Origin of the sequence: Fictibacillus nanhaiensis (assembly GCF_049537595.1) — a bacterium.
Classification (GTDB): Bacteria; Bacillota; Bacilli; order Bacillales; family Fictibacillaceae; genus Fictibacillus; species Fictibacillus nanhaiensis_F.
Window position 1 is genome coordinate 141,586 of record NZ_JBMULM010000001.1, and the last position, 19,979, is coordinate 161,564.

Consider the following 19,979-nt stretch of genomic DNA (forward strand, 5'->3'; position numbering starts at 1 on the left):
CCATATTTATTATAGGAGGTTTTAATTTTGGATAAATATGTAAAATATAGTATGGTAGATCTAGAGACTTTTTATCTATCATTGGAGGATTATTTGTGAAAAAATTATTAGCCTTTATGTTATTGGTAATGGTTGTTTTCTATTCAACCAAAGTGAGCTATGCGACAGAAACTATTCAATCCAAGAAAAACGTCCAATCAGAATACTCTATACAAAAAATGTTTACCAATAAGGAACTTGTTCAGACAGAGCTAATCATTAAACTGTTAGGGGAATTTACACCTCAAGAACAAGCAAAGTTCATGAAGCAGTTTAATGTTTCACGAATGGAACTGATTAGCCATTCTTTTTATATTCTATCTTTCTCTCAAGACGTGAATCTTGTAAAAAAAGCTGAAACGATTTCACGACATAATAAAGTGGGACTTGTTGAACCGAACTACAAAATAAACAGAGAATTTATTCCGAAAGATCCATTGTATAAAAAACAATGGCACCATACCAAAGTTAATTCTCCTAAAGCATGGGATACTACGAAGGGGACAAGTAGCACCATCGTAGCGGTCATTGATGATGGTGTAAAAACGAACCATCCAGACCTTTCAGGGAAAATATATAAACCTTATGATGCATTAGATAATAATACATCCTATTTTGCTGGCGAGCACGCTACACATGTAGCAGGGATTATTGCGGCATCCATGAATAAAGTGGGTGGAGCTGGAATGGCACCAAATGTGAAAATCATGCCCATTAATGTTTTCTATGGTGATAGCGCTACTTCAGAAGACATAGCAACTGGAATTATATATGCAGCTGATAACGGTGCTGACGTTATTAATCTAAGTTTAGGAAGTTATTATTACAGTTATCTAACAGAGTACGCAGTAAATTATGCACTTTCTAAAGGGGCTGTACTTGTAGCTGCCGCAGGAAACGATGACACCTACAACCCGACGTATCCTGCTAGCTATACAGGGGTGTTTGGAATCAGTGCAACCAACCCGTCTGACTATGTAACAGGTTTTTCTAATTACGGAAGTTTCATAGACTTTGCAGCACCGGGGGAAGATATATATTCCTCTGTACTTAATGGCTATGATTATATGAGCGGCACTTCGATGGCTGCACCCGTCGTCTCTGGAACAATAGCATTAATGTTATCCAAAAATCCGCTGTTATCAAACGCAGATGTACATGCGACTTTAAGAAAGTCTACAAAAGATCTCTATGGAAAAGGGTGGGATGCATACTCTGGGTATGGAAGAATTGACGCTTCAAGAGCAGTAGTAAACACCCCTGAGGCTTTATCAAAGATAACGCTATCTTCAACAAATTATAAGATGAATGAAACAAATTCAGTATCAACAACATTTAAAGCACACTCTCAATCCTATGTAACGGCTTATGTAAAAGATAGCAAAGGCAAGGTTATTAGAACGTTAATTAAAAATAAGAAATCAACAGGAACACCGATTAAGTTATATTGGAATGGGAAAACGGATAGTGGTGTGTATGTCGGCAGTGGTAACTATAAGATTATCATACAAGCTGCAAAACCATCTAATTCTAACAGGGTAGCTAAGGAATCTTCAGTAATCGTTACGAACAATGTTCCTCCATCTATTTCGCTAGAAAAAGGAACAGTCTATTTTTCTTCTAAAATATCTAAGAGTATCCCAATAAAATTCACAACAAACAAATCGGCAAGAATAACAGCAAAGGTCTATGATAAAAAGGGTGCAGTTGTTCAGACGCTGTTAAATAATAAAAGCTATGGCGTAGGCACTTATACAACTTCGTGGAACGGAAAGAGTAATAAAGGGAAGGTTATGGCAGATGGCGATTATAAGATTCGGTTTGATATTATCGACAGCTCCAAACGAAAAGGAAGTTCAAAAACGGTAGTGGTAAAAGTAGATACAAAGGCACCTGTAATTAAAAGCTATGCGATCAGCCCAACAATATTTAAAGTTGGAAAGGATAAAGGTACTAACGGTAAGGTAAGTATAGGTGAAGCTACTGTCCTTAATATTCATGTTGTAAATGAGAAGAATCAGAAAGTAAAAATACTCAAGAAAAATAATTCTTATAAAACGGGTACATACATATTAAGCTGGGACGGAAAATCAGACAAAAAAGAAATAGTGCCTGAAGGAAAATACAAGCTTGTATTTGAAGGAAAAGATACGGCAGGTAACAAATCTACCGTGAATAGTGGATGGGTTAACGTTCAAAATTGGACTGCCCCAACCATTACTGCTCCTGCAACACTAAATTATGATGATGAAAATCAACCATTCACAGCCAATTATTCGGTTAATAAGCCCGGGAAGGTTACGGTTGAAATTCAGCAAGAAAGTAATATAGTCCGACAAATAGCAACGAATTTAACAATTAAAGCTGGTAGTCAATCTTTCATGTGGGATGGAAAAGACAAAGTAGGGAATGTTGTAACAGATGGTGACTATCAATATACGATTACCTTTGTTGATAAGTTCGATCAGAAAAAAACATCTACCGGCATGATTAAGGTAAACTTCACAAAGGTTGAAATGACAGTACCTTCTTTCGTGAGATATAATCCTCACGACTATGAATCTGTAGGGGAGGTTTTCTATAAACTCTCAAATGATGCTTATGTAACAGTTGAAATAATGGATGGGAATAATGAGAAGGTTCGAACCATTGTATCCCACAGCCTAAGATTAAAGGGAATTCAACATTTTGTTTGGGACGGAAGGGACGATAACCAAGACATAGCCAATTATTACTATGAAGAACCGTTCAAATACAAAATAACTGCAGAAGGAAATAATAAAATAAAAACAGTGGCGATCGGGACGTTCGATGAAGAAGCAGATCCAAGTTGGCTAAACTCTACCTCTTACAGCTTAGAAGAAGCATCTAATTCTTATTATTATGAAAAGCTAGAATTACAGACTAATACGAGTGAAGAGGCTAAACTATATTTAGATATATATGGCTCATATTATGATGAATATACACTTGATGCGATGAACTATGATCTAAAAAAAGGGAATAATAGTTTAGTGTATATAAAAAACCCTGATATACTATCTAAAGGTTATGTTGTTTATTTAATTACGCTAGAGGATCTTCTTGGTAATCGTTATGGGTATATAATAGATGAGTATGATTATGAATTGAGTGGTACGTCAATGACAATCACGGAAAAAAATAAATGGAAAACTATAAATAAGTAAATAAAAAAGGGCTGACTCCAATAAGTAGTCAGCCCTCATGTACATGTACCCTTAATAAATGACTAAAAGCGTATATAAAGATTATGTAAAATATGGATGATTTTTTTAAAGAGATCGTTTATATTGAAAGAATTACTTGATGTTTAATCAAAGAAAGGAAATCGTATGTTAGTTAAGAACAGTAGGAATAAAAAAATGAATCTATTAATTCGTACCTTTCAGGATAGTCATGTAGGTCTAACAATAAATGATGCTTCTCTTTCAGGTAATCCAATTGTCTATGCAAATAAAGGTATTTCTCAACTGGCGGGGTATGATTCAACAGAATTGATTGGTTGTAATTTCACTATACTTTATGGAGAGAAAACAGATCAGAATGCAATTGCGATTATTCAGGATGCATTTGTTCGAAACATCTATCTCTCAGTAGAATTCATAAATTATAGAAAAGATGGATTGATGTTTTGGAACCAACTAATAATAGATCCATTTTATGTTGAAGAAGAGAATAAGCATTATTTTATATGTTTTCATAGAGATGTGACACATACTAAAACTGAGAAAATAGCTACTCTATCTAACAACCAATATATATAAGAAACGCATTAACTGAATTTTAGTTAGTGCTTTTTTTATGTATATTCCATTTTTTCATTTTCTCTTTTAAATACATACGAAGCTGTTCCGTTTCAAGACGCTCAATATTTTGAAACTCCCCATCATACTTAGCAATGAAAAAGGGATGATCAGGCAGTAATTTTAAATATTTTAGGTTGTATCCATTATCTGTATTACAAAGGATTAAATAAGGTGATTGATAGAAAGGCTGCATATCCACGGGGCCATGCACAAGATTTTCGAATGTTTGAATGTCATTTTTAATCTGAGTTATATAGGGTTGTTTATTGGGCTCAACCATTAATACGGAAAAAGTTGACAATTTACTTAACCTCCTTAATCGTGACTATTATAATGGTATCATAGTATTATTGGGAAAATTAGGGGTGTAATTTGGAAGGTTTTGTCGAACGTAACAAGAAAATGTTTATAGGTATAAAGTTTTAATTTTAAGTATGTCGATAAATATTGGAGTTATATATCAATTTAAAAACGACCTCTACACAGCAGGCCGTTTTTGAATAAATAAAGTTATTTCCATTTTTTTAATTTTGTTCTTAGAACTTCACGCAGCTCTTCTGCTTCTGTTCGATCTATTCCTAAAAAAACGTCCGTGTGTTTTACGATAAAGAAAGTGTTTTCAGGCTTTTTTGTTGATAATTCAAAACTATCATTCAAGTGGCAGACAATTTTGAAAGGAGATCTGTAAAAAGGAAGAAGATCTACAGGGCCATTTACAATATCCTCAAAGATAGCTATATCATTATCAATTGAGATTAATGAAGGACGTTTACCGGGTTCGACAGCTAATACAGAAATAGAAGACATAATTCCCTCCTTGGAAATAGTCCTATTATAATAGTAACATATACCTAATTCTGATAATAGGAAAATGCGTTACTAGCGAATAAATATATCGGAATAGCAGTGTGAGGCAATGGCGCATGAAATTTTCTAAGTCTTTTCTTTGATCAATACAGTAAGGAATGTATAAAAAGACCCCAACCTTGTTAGTTAGCAACCTCTGCATTTTTTTACATATTTTTTATAAAAATACTCAAATATGACAAAAATTCTGTGTTATACTAAAACAATAATTTATTTCCAGTAGTAATGTTCTGAATATTTATAAATAATTTATTATTACTTTCGCTAAAATTCGACATGTTTCACCCCTTGAAAATATTGGGTGCTATGTTAAGATAATGATAGTTTTGGAAGAGATTTCTATGGAACTAGTAAAATAGTCTAGTTCCATATATTTTTGTTGAGAGTAGGGAGCAAGCTTGATCGATATTCATAGTCATATTCTTCCTGGAGTAGATGATGGTGCGCAATCTATGGAAGAAGCTATACAAATGGCCGAAGCCGCCGTTAAAGACGGTATTAAAGTTCTTTGTGCAACGCCTCATCACCGGAATGGTCGCTTTGAAAACGAAAAAAAAGAAATTGAAGAAGAAGTTCAACGTTTGAATGGCGAGTTGGAAAAGCGTGATATTCCACTCTATATTGTTCCTGGACAAGAGATCCGTTTATATCGGGAGTTGCTAGACGATATGGATCGGGACTTACTATTACCGATATCAAATATAGCGAACTATTACTTAGTTGAATTTCCTTCTAATCGAGTTCCGGATTATGCAGCACATTTATGTTATGAACTTAAACTAAGAGGATATACACCAATTATTGTTCATCCAGAACGTAATAGTGAATTAATAGAGAAGCCTGAATTGCTTTATGAATTAGTTAAGGAAGGTGCTCTTACACAAGTGACAGCAAACTCGGTAATCGGTAAATTCGGTAAGAATATTATGAACTTCTCTCATGACATCATAAAAGCGAACATGGCTCATTTTATCGCATCAGATGCACATAACATTTCTTCTAGAGGATTTCATTTAACGGAAGCTTATGAATTGATACATAAGAAGTTTGGCTCAAGCATGAGGTACTATCTTCAAGAGAATGCAGAACTTGTTATTCAGGGTCAAACCGTATGGGCAGAAGAACCATTATTCATAAAGAAAAAGAAGTTCTTAGGGATATTTTAATGCAATGAAGCTAGGGGAGAATGCGGAAAGTATGTATTTAGATAGTTATCCGAAGTCTATTAAAAAGGTTATTCGGTACATTAAGCAAGATGCGCCATTGAATCAACTTAGAGAATTAGAAGTGGTTTTAGCGAAAACCATAAAACAAAGAAACTGAAGGGAGAAGTGGTTAAATGAGCTATAACAAACGATTAACAGCTTTAATTACAATTGATTCAGCAATTGTGTTGTTATCGATTTATATGTCGCATTTCTTTCTTAATCCATACGCAGTAGCAGTTGATACTAGTATTATAGTAAGTTCTTTAATTTTATTAGGTAGTCATCATTTATTCTCTTATAAACTTAATTTTTATCGCCGTGCCTGGCGATACGCAAGCTTAGAAGAATTAGCAGGTATCATACTTATCGTTTCTGCATCCATTCTTTTGACCGTGGTAACTCAATTAATTGTATTTAACAATATTTATGAAAGAGCTCTGATTATCACTTGGATGCTCCACATTATTTTTATGGGTGGAGTCCGGTTCTCATGGCGTTATTATACGGGAGCTAAATTACTTAAGAAAAAGACAAGTTCCGGTAAGCGCACCTTAATTATTGGAGCAGGAGCAGCAGGCCGCATGATTGCAAGACAGCTGAAATCAAGTGACGAATCTGAACTGTATCCCGTTGCATTCATCGATGATGACCGACTATTGAAAAACCTATCTATTTCAGGAATTACAGTAGAAGGCTCAATGAATGACTTGGAGCTTGTCATTCAGAAAAATCAAATTGAACATATTATTATTGCCATTCCTTCATTAAAACAAAAACGATTAAATGAAATTATTACAGAAGCGAAGAGTTTTTGTGAAGATGTGCAAATCCTTCCGAAGATTGAAGATGTCGTTTTAGGAAAGATATCAATAAACTTAATCCGTGATGTTTCCATTGAGGACCTATTAGGAAGAGAACCAGTTCAGTTAGATGTGGATGCTATCTCAGACAAGATTGAGGGAAGAACCATTCTAGTAACTGGGGCTGGCGGATCAATAGGTTCAGAGATCTGTCGTCAAGTCTCTCAATTCAATCCAAAAGTAATTGTTCTTCTAGGTCATGGGGAATTTAGTATTTATAACATTGAAAAAGAGTTAGTTGGTACATATCCACAAATTAGCTATCCGACAGAAATAGTTGATGTACAAGATCGAGAAAGAATGTTTGAAGTAATGACTAAGTATAAACCGGCAATCGTTTATCATGCAGCAGCACACAAACATGTTCCATTAATGGAACGTAATCCTGAAGCAGCTGTTAAAAATAATATAGTAGGGACAAAGAATACAGCAGAAGCTGCTGATGCGGCAGGTGTTGAGACATTTGTAATGGTTTCTACAGATAAAGCGGTGAACCCAACGAACGTAATGGGAGCAACAAAGCGACTTGCTGAAATGCTTGTACAAGATTTAGATAGTAGAAGTAAGACAAAGTTCGTTGCGGTGCGTTTTGGTAATGTTTTGGGTAGCCGAGGCAGTGTTATTCCGTTATTTAAAGAACAGATTCGAAATGGCGGACCGGTAACCATTACTCATCCTGATATGGTTCGTTACTTTATGACCATTCCAGAAGCATCCCGCTTAGTAATTCAAGCTGGATCATTAGCATGGGGTGGAGAAATTTTTGTTCTTGATATGGGTGAACCTGTAAAGATTATAGATCTCGCTCGAAACCTAATCACTTTATCTGGTTTTACTGAAGAAGAAATAGGTATTACTTATAGTGGAATAAGACCAGGTGAAAAGATGTACGAAGAATTGTTAGGTGAAAATGAAGTTCATAACAAACAAGTTTTCCCTAAGATTTATATTGGGAAGAGTGCTGACTTATATATAGAAGAAATTCAACAGTTACTTACTGATTATTCTAATGTCGAGAAGACAGTGTTAACAGATACATTGTTAAATTTAGCAAACAATAAATTATCAAATAGAGAAAATGCAATAAGCGTTTAAATTTTCTGGGAGGTTTTTTTATGAAAGTAAGAAAAGCGATAATACCAGCTGCTGGATTGGGAACTAGATTTCTTCCAGCAACTAAAGCTATGCCAAAAGAAATGCTTCCGATTGTAGACAAACCTACCATTCAATATATTGTCGAGGAAGCGATTGCTTCAGGAATTGAAGATATTATCATCGTTACAGGTAAGGGGAAGCGTGCAATTGAAGACCATTTTGACCATGCTTTCGAATTGGAACAAAACCTTTTCGAAAAAGGGAAAACGGAATTACTTGAAAAAGTAAAGTATTCATCACAGATGGCAGATATGCATTATATTCGCCAAAAAGAACCAAAAGGCCTTGGACATGCTGTTTGGTGTGCACGAAAATTTATAGGTGATGAGCCATTTGCAGTATTACTAGGTGATGATATCGTTCAAGCTGAAAAACCTTGCTTGAAGCAACTAATTGAGCAATATGATAAAACGGGTTCATCCATCATTGGGGTTCAAGAAGTACCAGAAGATCAGACAAGTCGATATGGAATTATTGATCCTAGTTCTAACCAGGGTAATCTCTATGGAGTTAATCATTTTGTTGAAAAACCTAAACAAGGTACTGCACCATCTAAATTAGCAATTATGGGCCGTTATATTTTAACTCCTGAGATTTTCACACATTTAGAAAATCAAGAAACTGGAGCAGGTGGAGAAATTCAGTTAACCGATGCCATTCAAAAACTTAATACATTCCAACGCGTCTTCGCTTATAACTTTGATGGTAAAAGATATGATGTTGGGGAAAAACTCGGTTTCATTATGACAACAATTGAATTTGCTTTAAAAGATGAAGGTGTTCGTGAACAATTAATTCCAGAATTGGAAAATATAATGGAGGCAATTAAGATTAAATAATTAGACTGATTCAGCAATTAAATAAGAGAGCCAAAACAAAAGCAAGAATTGTTTAATGGTGATTATTTATTAATTTAGGATTGGCCAAAAAGATAGAGTCAGTGTAAACAAGTTATGTTAATAAAGAGATAATAGAAAGTGAAAAATAATGGGGTCCTTTAATTCAAGGGCCCCGCTTATATGTTATAAAAGCAGCTTGAAATTTAAGTTATATAAGTGAAAATCCCTCTATTGTGTGAATAAAATTAATTTAATGTATTGAAAAAATATTTATTAAATAAATTAGTTAGTTAGCAGTTGGATGGAATGTTGAATGATTCTTACTAAGTTCTAACTTACTAAATATCTCTTCAAGGAGTGTTATACACATGTATTTGAAAATCAAAAGACTTATAGATATTATTCTTTCTTTAATTGGACTTGTAGTATTATCTCCGATTTATTTAATTTTAATAATTGCTATTAAAATTGACTCAAGAGGTCCGGTTCTGTTTAAGCAAAAGCGTGTAGGAATTAACAAGACACACTTTAACATATTGAAATTCCGTACTATGAGAATAGATACGCCGAAGGATATTCCCACACATTTGTTAAACAATCCTGAACAATACATTACTAAAATGGGTAAATTTTTAAGGAAGACTTCCCTAGATGAGTTACCACAGATTTGGAATATTTTTATTGGTCACATGAGCATTATTGGACCAAGACCAGCATTGTGGAATCAAAATGATCTCATTGCGGAACGGGATAAGTATGGTGCTAACGATGTACCCCCTGGATTAACAGGTTGGGCTCAAATTAATGGGAGAGATGAACTCCTTATAGAAATTAAAGCTAAGTTGGATGGGGAGTATGTAAAGAGAATTAGTCTTTGGATGGATATCAAGTGTTTCTTTGGAACGTTAGTAAGTGTTGTTAAAAGTGACGGTGTTGTTGAAGGTGGAACTGGAGCTAAGAAGGAAGTAGTGAGTACTAAGTTGACAGGCTCTTCGAGAAGGTAAAAAGGTAAAGGTGGAGAAACCGATGTTATTAGTTACAGGCATTACAGGGCATAGTGGACGACATTTCTTACAAGAGCTTATTAGAAATAAATACAAAGGCCCAATTCGATGTGTTATAAGAAAAAAATCTGACACATCGTTGATAGATAATTCTGGTTTAAATATAGAGAAGGTAGTTGGAGATTTAGAGAATCAAGATTTTATGAATGAAGTTATGAACGGCGTTAATACAATTGTACATATTGCGTCTATTTTCTATTCAATTAAGTTAATGAAGGCAGCTGTGAAGAATGATGTTAAGAGAGTAATACTTGTTCATACAACCGGTATTTATTCAAAGTATAAGAGTGCGTCCGAAGAATATCAAACTATTGAAGAAAAAATTGGTCTGATTGTTAAAGAGCGTGATTCAAAGATAGGTCTTATCTACTTAAGGCCAACTATGATTTATGGGTACATCAATGATAGTAATATGATTGTTTTTATAAAAATGGTAGATAGATTGAGGTTGTTTCCAATCATAGATCATGGAAGAAACTTACTGCAACCTGTTAATGGTAGAGATTTAGGAAAAGCATATTATCAGCTATTAAGTAATTCGTATATAATGAGTGGCGATTATATTTTATCTGGTCAAGAACCTATATCGATGAAAGATTTGTTTAGAGTGATTAGTCAGACTCTAAATAAAAAGACTACCTTTATTAGTGTGCCATTATCGTTAGGAGTATTCATGGCTAAATCCTTAAAAGTCTGTACGCTGGGAAAGGTTGACTATATTGAGAAAGTTCAGAGGATGGGGGAAGATAGAAGTTTTTCCCATGAAAATGCCACGAAAGATTTTGGTTACCAACCTATGTCGCTATCTGAGGGATTAGACATTGAAATTAAAGAGTATAAAAAAAATGTTCAAAAGAACTCGGAGGCTTTGGGTTAATGAAAATCCTAGTTGTCTGCCAATATTACTATCCGGAGCCTTTTCGCATATCAGATATATGTGAGTCATTGGTAGAAAAAGGACATGATGTAACAGTACTTACAGGTCTCCCGAATTATCCAGAGGGACAAGTGCTCGATGGTTACCGTTATGGTAAGAAAAGGAATGAGGTGTTAAATGGCGTAAAAGTTATACGAAGTTTTGAAATAGGTCGTGGAAATAATAAAATAAAACTTTTCTTAAACTATCTTAGCTTTGCCTTATCAGGATCGTTGAAGGCGTTTTTTTTGAAGGAAAAGTTTGATGTTGTATTCGTTAATCAACTTTCGCCAGTAATGATGGGTATACCTGCTATCGTTTATAAGAGAAAGCATAAGAAGAAGCTTTTACTTTACTGTCTTGACTTATGGCCGGATAGTTTAGCTGCTGGTGGAATAAATGAAACTTCAATAATTTTTAAGTTTTTTATGAAATTATCTCAATGGATATATAATTCAGCAGATTGCATTGCGGTTACTTCTAGTATGTTTGAGGGATATTTCAGAAGTACACTTAGAGTCTCTAATAAAAAGATACATTATATACCGCAATATGCGGAAGAATTGTTTACAGAAAAAATAGAAGTTAATAAAGATGATAAATATAATTTTGTTTTTGCTGGCAATATTGGGGATATGCAGAGTGTTGATACTATTGTTAGGGCAGCTAATATATTGCGTGAGAATTCTAATATTCTTTTCCACATAGTTGGAGATGGTTCAAAATTAGAAGAATGTAAGATCCTAAGCAAAAAAATGGGATTAGAAAACGTCATTTATCATGGAAGAAGACCAGTAAGCGAAATGCCTCATTATTATGGACTAGCTGATGCAATGTTAATTACTTTAAAAAATAATAAAGCTATTTCGTACACATTACCAGGTAAAGTGCAATCATATATGGCAGCGGGTAAACCTATTATCGGAGCAATCAATGGTGAGACAAGTCGTGTAATAAAAAATGCTGAGTGTGGTTTATGCTGCAATGCTGAAGATTATAGTGAATTGGCAAATTTATTAATAAAGTTTTGTAAAAGTAATGAGAAAGAAAAAATGGCTCAAAACTCTTATAAGTATTACAAAAAAAACTATAGTAAAGAAAGATTTATGTCAGTGTTAGAAGGCACTTTAACTAATTTGGGGGATAAATATGTTTAAAGATAAAACATTGTTAATTACTGGTGGCACAGGTTCTTTTGGGAATGCGGTAATGGAAAAATTCTTAGATTCAGATATTAAGGAAATTCGAATTTTTTCACGTGATGAGAAAAAACAAGATGATATGAGAAAGAAATATAGAAACGATAAATTAAAATTTTACATTGGGGATGTAAGAGACATAGCGAGTGTAAAAAATGCAATGCATGAAGTAGATTACATCTTTCATGCAGCTGCATTAAAACAAGTTCCTTCTTGCGAGTTCTTCCCAATGGAAGCTGTTAAAACAAATGTGATTGGAACCGATAATGTGTTAACTGCCGCAATCGATTATGGTGTAAAAAAAGTTATTTGTCTTTCTACTGATAAAGCGGCATATCCGATTAACGCAATGGGTATTTCAAAAGCAATGATGGAAAAAGTTTATGTAGCTAAATCAAAAACTGTAGATCCAGAGAGAACACATATTTGTGGAACTCGTTATGGAAATGTTATGGCCTCACGAGGATCAGTTATCCCACTGTTTATTGACCAGATTAAAAAAGGTGAGCCAATTACAGTAACAGATCCAAATATGACAAGATTTCTAATGAGTTTAGAAGAAGCGGTTGATCTCGTTATCTTTGCTTTCCAGAATGCTGTTGCGGGCGATATCATGGTTCAAAAAGCACCAGCTTCTACAATAGGTGATCTTGCTCAAGCATTAAAAGAGCTATTTAATGCTGAAAACGAAATTAAAGTAATTGGAACTCGCCACGGTGAAAAAATTTATGAGACGCTTCTAACTAGAGAAGAACACGTCGTGGCTGAGGACTTCGGCGGGTTCTATAGAGTTCCTGCTGACCAAAGAGACCTTAACTACGATAAGTACTTTGCGGAAGGTGATCGTAAGCTTTCAACAGAAGATGAGTATAACTCGCATAATACAATTCGTCTTAACGTTGAACAAGTTAAGAAAAGACTTCTCGAACTTGAATATGTTCGTAAAGAGCTGACAGGCTGGGTTTATGCATGAGAATCTTAATAACTGGTTCAAAAGGATTTATTGCTAAAAATCTTATTGCGGAGTTAGCAAATCAAGGCTACCAAGATATACTTGAGTATAATAGAGATACTGATGACTCATTACTTGATGAATATTGTAAGGATGCCGATTTTGTTTTTCATTTAGCCGGAATTAACCGCCCAAAAGATACATCTGAATTTATGGACGGTAATTATGGCCTTACATCAAAGTTAATAGAAGTCCTTAAAAAACATAATAATAAATGTCCAGTATTGGTATCATCATCTACCCAAGCTGAATTAGATAATCCATACGGCATCAGTAAAAAAGCTAGTGAAGATATACTGCTGAACTATAGTAAGAATACGGGAACAAGCGTATTGGTTTACCGCTTACCTAATGTTTTTGGTAAATGGTGCAAACCTAATTATAATAGCGCAATAGCTACGTTTTGCCACAATATCGCTCGTAATCTTCGGATAACTGTTAATGATCCTTCTGTAGTAATGAAGTTAGTATATATAGATGATGTTGTTGAAGAGTTCATAAATGCGTTAAATGGGTTTAGTAATAAAAGTGATAATCTATGTGAAATTCCTGTCACGCATAATGTCACTCTTGGTGAAATAGTTGAATTAATTTACTCATTTAAAAACAGTCGAATAGAACGGTCTGTCCCGGATATGTCTAATGACTTGACAAAGAAACTTTATAGCACATATCTAAGTTACCTGCCAGAGGACCAATTTAGTTATGACTTGAAGATGAACATAGATCAACGAGGTTCCTTCACTGAATTTATTAAGACACCTGACAGAGGACAGGTGTCTATAAATATTTCAAAGCCGGGGATCACAAAAGGAAATCACTGGCATCATACGAAAAATGAAAAATTTCTAGTAGTGAGCGGGCAAGGTGTCATCCGTTTTAGAAAACTAAATTCTAATGATATTATTGAATATTTTGTTTCTGAAGACAGGTTAGAAGTAGTAGATATACCAATTGGGTTTACTCATAATATTGAAAACCTTGGTGAAAAAGATATGGTTACGATAATGTGGGCTAATGAATATTTCAATCCCAAAAAGCCGGACACGTATAACTTGGAGGTATAAATAAATGAAGAAATTAAAAGTGATGACTGTTGTGGGAACAAGACCAGAAATTATAAGGCTCTCAGCTGTCATAAATAAATTAGAAGAATCAGAGGCAATTGAACATATCTTGGTTCACACGGGACAAAATTATGATTATGAATTAAACGAAGTATTTTTTAAAGATTTTAATTTAAAGAAACCTGATTATTTTTTAAATGCAGCTACTGGAACTGCTATAGAGACGGTAGGCAACATACTTATTAAGATTGATCCTATTTTAGAAGAAGTTAAGCCAGAAGCATTTTTAGTTCTTGGAGATACGAACAGTTGTCTATGCGCAATTGCAGCTAAAAGGAGAAAAATTCCAATCTTCCATATGGAAGCAGGAAATAGATGTTTTGATCAAAGAGTACCCGAGGAAATAAATAGAAAAATTGTAGATCATACAGCAGATATTAATCTTACTTACAGTGACATAGCAAGAGAATATTTATTAAGAGAAGGGTTACCCGCTGACAGAATTATCAAAACTGGAAGTCCAATGTTTGAAGTTCTTTCTTCAAGAAAGGAGGATATAGAGCAATCAGATATCCTGAAAAAATTGGAACTTGATAAAGGGAAATATTTTGTTGTTTCTGCTCATAGGGAGGAGAATATTAATTCAGAGTCAAACTTTATAGATCTAGTTGAAAGCCTAAATGCAATAGCCGAAAAATACAGAACCCCAATTATTGTAAGTGCTCATCCTAGAACTAAAAAAATGATTGAATCGAAAGGTATAACTTTTAATACTTTAATTAATATTATGAAACCCTTAGGATTTAATGATTACGTAAAACTTCAATTGAGTTCTAAAGCAGTTCTCAGTGATAGTGGAACTATAAGTGAAGAATCATCAATTCTTGGATTTAAAGCACTTAATATTAGGCAAGCACACGAAAGACCGGAAGCTATGGAAGAGGCTTCTGTTATGATGGTGGGCTTAAAAAAGGAAAGAATTCTACAGGGGTTAGAGGTGTTAATAACACAAAAAGAAAACAATTTTAAAATTGTATCTGATTACAGTATATCTAATGTATCTGATAAAGTACTTAGAATTATATTATCATATACAGATTATATTAATAGAATTGTATGGGCTAAATAATATGAAACAAAAAGTTTTAGTATTAGCTGAATATTATATCCCAGGTATTAAAGGAGGAGGTCCCATACAATCCATTAAAAACCTGGTAAATAATTTAACTGATATTGATTTTAATATCATAACAGCAGACAGAGATATGGGAGATGAATCTGCTTATAAAAATATAAAAGAAGATGTCTGGACCAAAGTACAGAAATCTAATGTATATTATACCAACATAAATAAGTTGAATTTTATTAAGTTAGCTAAAATAATTAATGAGCAAGAATGTGATTCAGTATATCTAAATAGTTTCTTTTCTTATAAGCTTAGTATATTAGTAGTTCTATTAAGTAAGTTTAAAATAATTAAACCAAAACAGTTAATTTTGGCCCCTAGAGGAGAATTTTCACCTGGAGCATTTGCTATAAAACAAACAAAAAAAAAGCTATTTATATATTTAGCAAAAACATTACGACTTTATAGAAATGTTACATGGCATGCTACTGCTAAGAATGAAAAAAAAGATATTGAAGATGTATTTGGTGCAAGTACAAAAATTGTAGTTGCTAGTAATTTAACTGAGGATTATACAAGCCTAAGTTATGATAAAAATATTGAAAAGAAAATCGGTGAATTAAAAATTGTATTCATCTCCAGAGTACACCCTAAAAAAAATTTAAAAATGGCTATAGAATTATTAAAAAGTCTAAAAGGAAATGTTGAGTTTAATATTTATGGACCTATAGAAGATAAAGAGTATTGGGGTGAATGTGTTAAATTAATTCGAGATATGCCCCGAGATAAGGTGGTTAATTATAAAGGCATTATTGAACATACTATGATAATGGAAATATTTAAAAGTCACCATATATTTCTATTCCCTACCTTTGGGGAAAACTTTGGTCACGTAATATCTGAAGCTTTAATAGGTGGTTGTCCGATAATAGTCAGCGATCAGACTCCATGGAAAGATTTAAAAAGGCTTAAAGTCGGAGCAGATTTATCACTTGAAAATCATATTGAATTCAAGTCTATATTACAAGAATTTATTAATTTAAATAAATATGAGTATGATTCATTATCTAAGAATGCGTTTGATTATGGAAAACATACTTCAAATAAAAAACATGAAATTGACAAAACCTATAATTTATTTTTTAAAAAATAGTCTAGGATATTGTTAGGAGATCGAAATTTTATGATCAAAAATTTTTATGAAATTCAGTGTTGGTTTGAAAAAAAGAATATATTCATCTTAAGAAAAGTATCTTATAAATTATTAATTTTATTAATACGTGTTTTAGTTCCTCTATCTTATAAGGTGAGGCCAAGTAGACTAATAGGAATACAAAAGACTAAAAAAAATACAGAACCTAGAATTATAATATCTTTAACAACTTTTCCTCCAAGGATGAAGAAGTTATGGATGGTAATAGAATCTTTATTAAGACAAACTCACAAACCTAATAAAATCATACTTTGGCTGGCGCACTCTCAGTTTCCTACAATGAACAACATTGATAAAAAGATTCTTGAAATGCAAAAAAGAGGGCTGGAAATTAGGTTTTGTGACGATTTATTGTCTCATAAAAAATATTTTTATGCTATGCAAGAATATAGCAATGACATTATAGTAACAGTAGATGATGATATATTTTATCCTGAGGATATGATTGAAACATTATTGAACAAACATCAAAAATATCCTGATTGTGTTGTATGTTACCGTGCTCACAGAATAACAATTTCAAAAGGAAGGATTAAAAAATATAGAGAATGGGATTATTCTTCAAGAAACATTTTAGGTCCAGATAACTTATTAATGGCTACTGGTTGCGGTGGAGTTTTGTATCCTCCTAAAAGTATGAACATGGAAGTTTTTAATATCGATGCTATTAAGGAACTTTGTCCAAATGCTGATGACCTTTGGTTAAAATGTATGGGTTTTATGAATGATACTAAAACAGTGAAGATTAGCAAAGTTTTTTCAGAAATGTTTACTACTTCGGGTTCAAACGATAGCGGTTTAGCAAAAAATAATGTTTTAAATGGAGAGAATGATATTCAACTTAGAAATATCATAAAAAAATATAATATTGACTTTACTAATAAATAAGAAAGGTGGCCTTCCTTAAACAAAATTTTAATTAGGTGATTGGTATTAATAATGAAAAAATTTCTTAACGATAAAGGCATTCTAAATATAATTTTGGGATTTTCACTAGCTAGTTGGATTAGCGCTTTAATAAACTTTGCTGTATTACCGGTTTCTACCAGATATTTTGAACCTAGTGAGTTGGCAAAAATTAATCTTTTTTTTATTATATGTACTGTTATATTGCCTTTAGTAAGTTTAGGTTTAGATCAAGGTTATATGCGGTTTTTTCATGAAAGTAAAACTAGACAAGCAAAAAAAGAATTATTTTACAGTTGTCTTTTTACAGGGATTATTGTCTTAATAATTAGTACAGCGGTAGCTTTCCCATTTAGAAAAAATATTTCAGTATGGATAACTAATGAAGAAAACAATTTCATTTTAATTTCTTTATTTTTATGTATATTAAACATGCTAGTATTAAGGTACTTCAGTTTATTACATCGAATGAATAACTCAATAATACTTTTTACAGCTACTTCAATTTTTTCTTTACCAGTTTTAAAGGTATCATCACTAGTTGCTGCTCTTTACGATTCTAAATATTACACTGCTATAATATTTATCGCCATTACAAGTTTTGTTACATTACTTATGACTTTTCTTTTATCTAAAAGCAATATTAGTAGAATTTCTATAACAAGAACTATAAAAGTTGATATTTTAAGATTCAGTTTACCCCTCATGCCAATTACAGTAATAGCACTACTCAATAATAACATTCCATTATTTTTAATTAGAACTCTTGATAATATGAGTAATCTGGGGATATATAGTACAGCAGTTACATTAGTTGGAATAATAACATTATTGCAATCTGGACTTAATATGTTTTGGTCTCCTTATGTATATAAAAGATATGAACAAGAAAGTTCAATTTTAAATATTAGAAAAATTCAAAAATTTGTAGTGTTTGCAATGGTTGCATTTTCAATTTTAATTATCATGTTTCAAGATTTAATTATACTTTTGCTTGGTGAAGAATATAGAATTGCAGTTAGTTTTATACCTTTTCTTTTAGTTTCGCCTGTATGTTATACGGTTGCTGAAACTACAGGAATTGGCATTGCTCTTAAAAAAAAGAGTTATATTAATTTATATATATACTTGGTTAATATTTTTATTAATGTACTTTTTTGCTATCTCTTAATTCCTTACTTCGGTCTTCAGGGTGCTGCTATTTCTTCTGCTATTTCTTCAATAAGTATGTTAATCCTTAAAACATACTTTGGGCAAAAATATTATAAAAGTATGGGAAGATATAAGGATGTAATTGTAGGTATGAGTATATTAATAATAGTTACGATTATTAATGTTATTATTTTTAATGAATATATACATATATTTATAAATTTGATAGCTTTAATTTTCATGGTTAAGTTTTTTGGTATAGTAAATATCCTTAGAAGTATAATAAGAAATCAAAAATAACTTTTTAACTAATAAATATTCTTATCAAATTTCAAATTTAAAAAGGTGAATGCATAATGAAAATTACTATTGCAGGAACGGGATATGTTGGACTTTCAAATGCAATATTATTAGCACAACATAATGAAGTTACAGCGGTTGATATAATTCAAGAAAAAGTAGACATGATAAATAATAGAAAATCCCCCATCGTAGATGAAGAAATAGAGTTATTTTTAGCAACAAAGGATTTAAATTTAAAAGCAACTTCAAATAACTATGAAGCTTATAATGAAGCAGATTATGTCATAATATCTACACCAACAAATTATGATCCGGAAAAGAACTATTTTAATACCAGAACAGTTGAGGCTGTTATTGCAAATGTATTATCAATTAATCCTAGTGCAATTATGGTTATAAAGTCTACAGTGCCCGTTGGTTACACAGAAAAGATACGAGAAAAATTTGAAACAGAAAATATTATATTCTCCCCTGAGTTTTTGAGAGAAGGGAAGGCATTATTTGATAATCTATACCCTTCTAGAATAGTAATTGGTGAAAAATCCGATAGAGCAGTAAAATTTGCCGAACTATTAACTAAAGGAGCTTTAAAGGAAGATATTCCTTTGCTTTTTACAAATTCAACTGAAGCAGAAGCAATTAAACTGTTTGCTAATACTTATTTAGCCATGAGAGTAGCTTTTTTTAACGAATTGGATTCATATGCAGAAATAAGAGGATTGAATACAAAACAAATTATTGAAGGGGTCGGACTAGATCCTAGAATAGGTGAGCATTATAATAATCCTTCATTTGGTTATGGGGGATACTGTCTACCTAAAGATACAAAACAACTACTAGCAAATTATAAAGATGTTCCTAATAATATTATGGCAGCTATTGTAGATGCTAATCGTACAAGGAAAGACCATATTGCTGAAATGATTATTAAAAGGAAACCAAAAACGGTTGGTATTTATAAACTTACCATGAAGATGAATTCGGATAATTTTAGGCATTCTGCAATTCAAGGAGTAATGAAACGTATAAAAGCTAAAGGAATTGAAGTAGTAGTTTATGAACCATCTTTTTCTAAAGAAAATTTTTATAATTCAAAAGTAATAAAGAACTTAGAACAATTTAAAGAAATGTCAGATGTAATTGTTGCAAATAGATTATCACAAGACATTGAAGATGTTGCAGAGAAAGTTTATACTAGAGATTTATTTACTAGAGATTAGTAGAAC

Annotated in this window: 17 protein-coding genes; 15 read left to right on the forward strand and 2 right to left on the reverse strand. The window is 32.5% G+C overall.

Features of this window, described 5'->3' with window-relative positions; translation table 11 throughout:
- Positions 1-95: 95 nt before the first annotated feature.
- Positions 96-3,227, forward strand: coding sequence for a S8 family serine peptidase (locus ACOZ9X_RS00600; protein WP_423416577.1), 3,132 nt, complete (start codon positions 96-98; stop codon positions 3,225-3,227).
- Positions 3,228-3,422: 195 nt separating this feature from the next.
- The gene (locus ACOZ9X_RS00605) at positions 3,423-3,824 is read left to right on the forward strand and encodes a PAS domain-containing protein (RefSeq protein WP_423416578.1); all 402 of its coding nucleotides are present in this window, start codon (positions 3,423-3,425) and stop codon (positions 3,822-3,824) included.
- A gap of 19 nt (positions 3,825-3,843) precedes the next feature.
- Here ACOZ9X_RS00605 and ACOZ9X_RS00610 read toward each other — a convergent pair whose 3' ends face one another.
- Both ACOZ9X_RS00610 and ACOZ9X_RS00615 read right to left on the reverse strand, forming a co-directional pair.
- Complete coding sequence (locus ACOZ9X_RS00610) at positions 3,844-4,167, reverse strand: hypothetical protein (protein ID WP_423416579.1); 324 nt, start codon at positions 4,165-4,167, stop codon at positions 3,844-3,846.
- A 209-nt stretch (positions 4,168-4,376) separates the two neighbouring features.
- Positions 4,377-4,673, reverse strand: coding sequence for a hypothetical protein (locus ACOZ9X_RS00615; RefSeq protein ID WP_423416580.1), 297 nt, complete (start codon positions 4,671-4,673; stop codon positions 4,377-4,379).
- Positions 4,674-5,131: 458 nt separating this feature from the next.
- Here ACOZ9X_RS00615 and ACOZ9X_RS00620 point away from each other — a divergent pair, with 458 nt between their 5' ends.
- The 13 genes from ACOZ9X_RS00620 to ACOZ9X_RS00680 all read left to right on the forward strand — a co-directional run bounded on the left by ACOZ9X_RS00620 (position 5,132) and on the right by ACOZ9X_RS00680 (position 19,973).
- Positions 5,132-5,899 (forward strand): tyrosine-protein phosphatase, encoded by a 768-nt coding sequence (locus tag ACOZ9X_RS00620; protein ID WP_423416581.1) that lies wholly within the window; start codon positions 5,132-5,134, stop codon positions 5,897-5,899.
- 173 nt (positions 5,900-6,072) lie between these two features.
- The gene (locus tag ACOZ9X_RS00625; protein ID WP_423416582.1) at positions 6,073-7,896 is read left to right on the forward strand and encodes a polysaccharide biosynthesis protein; all 1,824 of its coding nucleotides are present in this window, start codon (positions 6,073-6,075) and stop codon (positions 7,894-7,896) included.
- Positions 7,897-7,916: 20 nt separating this feature from the next.
- Positions 7,917-8,795, forward strand: a complete 879-nt coding sequence (galU, locus tag ACOZ9X_RS00630) for a UTP--glucose-1-phosphate uridylyltransferase GalU (RefSeq protein WP_423416583.1) — start codon at positions 7,917-7,919, stop codon at positions 8,793-8,795.
- Between the two features lie 368 nt (positions 8,796-9,163).
- The gene (locus ACOZ9X_RS00635; RefSeq protein ID WP_423416584.1) at positions 9,164-9,799 is read left to right on the forward strand and encodes a sugar transferase; all 636 of its coding nucleotides are present in this window, start codon (positions 9,164-9,166) and stop codon (positions 9,797-9,799) included.
- 22 nt (positions 9,800-9,821) lie between these two features.
- On the forward strand, positions 9,822-10,736 hold the full coding sequence (locus ACOZ9X_RS00640; protein WP_423416585.1) for an NAD-dependent epimerase/dehydratase family protein: 915 nt from the start codon (positions 9,822-9,824) through the stop codon (positions 10,734-10,736).
- Entirely contained in the window at positions 10,736-11,932 is a 1,197-nt protein-coding gene (locus tag ACOZ9X_RS00645; protein ID WP_423416586.1) for a glycosyltransferase family 4 protein, read from the forward strand. Before ACOZ9X_RS00640 ends, ACOZ9X_RS00645 begins: the two co-directional genes overlap by 1 nt.
- The gene (locus ACOZ9X_RS00650; RefSeq protein WP_423416587.1) at positions 11,925-12,947 is read left to right on the forward strand and encodes a polysaccharide biosynthesis protein; all 1,023 of its coding nucleotides are present in this window, start codon (positions 11,925-11,927) and stop codon (positions 12,945-12,947) included. Before ACOZ9X_RS00645 ends, ACOZ9X_RS00650 begins: the two co-directional genes overlap by 8 nt.
- A complete protein-coding gene (locus tag ACOZ9X_RS00655; RefSeq protein WP_423416588.1) occupies positions 12,944-14,053 on the forward strand; it encodes a capsular polysaccharide biosynthesis protein CapF in 1,110 nt (369 codons plus the stop codon). Before ACOZ9X_RS00650 ends, ACOZ9X_RS00655 begins: the two co-directional genes overlap by 4 nt.
- 4 nt (positions 14,054-14,057) lie before the next feature.
- Positions 14,058-15,182 carry a non-hydrolyzing UDP-N-acetylglucosamine 2-epimerase gene (gene wecB / locus ACOZ9X_RS00660; protein ID WP_423416589.1) on the forward strand — a complete coding sequence of 375 codons (1,125 nt, stop codon included), beginning with the start codon at positions 14,058-14,060 and terminating at the stop codon, positions 15,180-15,182.
- Between the two features lies 1 nt (position 15,183).
- The gene (locus tag ACOZ9X_RS00665) at positions 15,184-16,332 is read left to right on the forward strand and encodes a glycosyltransferase family 4 protein (RefSeq protein ID WP_423416590.1); all 1,149 of its coding nucleotides are present in this window, start codon (positions 15,184-15,186) and stop codon (positions 16,330-16,332) included.
- Positions 16,333-16,362: 30 nt separating this feature from the next.
- Positions 16,363-17,280, forward strand: coding sequence for a glycosyltransferase family A protein (locus ACOZ9X_RS00670; RefSeq protein ID WP_423416591.1), 918 nt, complete (start codon positions 16,363-16,365; stop codon positions 17,278-17,280).
- 51 nt (positions 17,281-17,331) lie between these two features.
- Positions 17,332-18,750, forward strand: coding sequence for a lipopolysaccharide biosynthesis protein (locus tag ACOZ9X_RS00675; RefSeq protein WP_423416592.1), 1,419 nt, complete (start codon positions 17,332-17,334; stop codon positions 18,748-18,750).
- 56 nt (positions 18,751-18,806) lie between these two features.
- Complete coding sequence (locus tag ACOZ9X_RS00680; RefSeq protein WP_423416593.1) at positions 18,807-19,973, forward strand: nucleotide sugar dehydrogenase; 1,167 nt, start codon at positions 18,807-18,809, stop codon at positions 19,971-19,973.
- Positions 19,974-19,979 lie beyond the last annotated feature (6 nt).

Coding starts and splice junctions, on each gene's coding strand:
- ACOZ9X_RS00605 (WP_423416578.1), top strand. CDS start 3,423: ATGAATCTATTAATTCGTACCTTTCAGGATAGTCATGTAGGTCTAACA.
- ACOZ9X_RS00650 (WP_423416587.1), top strand. CDS start 11,925: ATGTTTAAAGATAAAACATTGTTAATTACTGGTGGCACAGGTTCTTTT.
- ACOZ9X_RS00680 (WP_423416593.1), top strand. CDS start 18,807: ATGAAAATTACTATTGCAGGAACGGGATATGTTGGACTTTCAAATGCA.
- ACOZ9X_RS00675 (WP_423416592.1), top strand. CDS start 17,332: ATGAAAAAATTTCTTAACGATAAAGGCATTCTAAATATAATTTTGGGA.
- ACOZ9X_RS00670 (WP_423416591.1), top strand. CDS start 16,363: ATGATCAAAAATTTTTATGAAATTCAGTGTTGGTTTGAAAAAAAGAAT.
- ACOZ9X_RS00625 (WP_423416582.1), top strand. CDS start 6,073: ATGAGCTATAACAAACGATTAACAGCTTTAATTACAATTGATTCAGCA.
- ACOZ9X_RS00640 (WP_423416585.1), top strand. CDS start 9,822: ATGTTATTAGTTACAGGCATTACAGGGCATAGTGGACGACATTTCTTA.
- ACOZ9X_RS00655 (WP_423416588.1), top strand. CDS start 12,944: ATGAGAATCTTAATAACTGGTTCAAAAGGATTTATTGCTAAAAATCTT.
- ACOZ9X_RS00635 (WP_423416584.1), top strand. CDS start 9,164: ATGTATTTGAAAATCAAAAGACTTATAGATATTATTCTTTCTTTAATT.
- galU (WP_423416583.1), top strand. CDS start 7,917: ATGAAAGTAAGAAAAGCGATAATACCAGCTGCTGGATTGGGAACTAGA.
- ACOZ9X_RS00615 (WP_423416580.1), bottom strand. CDS start 4,673: ATGTCTTCTATTTCTGTATTAGCTGTCGAACCCGGTAAACGTCCTTCA.
- wecB (WP_423416589.1), top strand. CDS start 14,058: ATGAAGAAATTAAAAGTGATGACTGTTGTGGGAACAAGACCAGAAATT.
- ACOZ9X_RS00665 (WP_423416590.1), top strand. CDS start 15,184: ATGAAACAAAAAGTTTTAGTATTAGCTGAATATTATATCCCAGGTATT.
- ACOZ9X_RS00645 (WP_423416586.1), top strand. CDS start 10,736: ATGAAAATCCTAGTTGTCTGCCAATATTACTATCCGGAGCCTTTTCGC.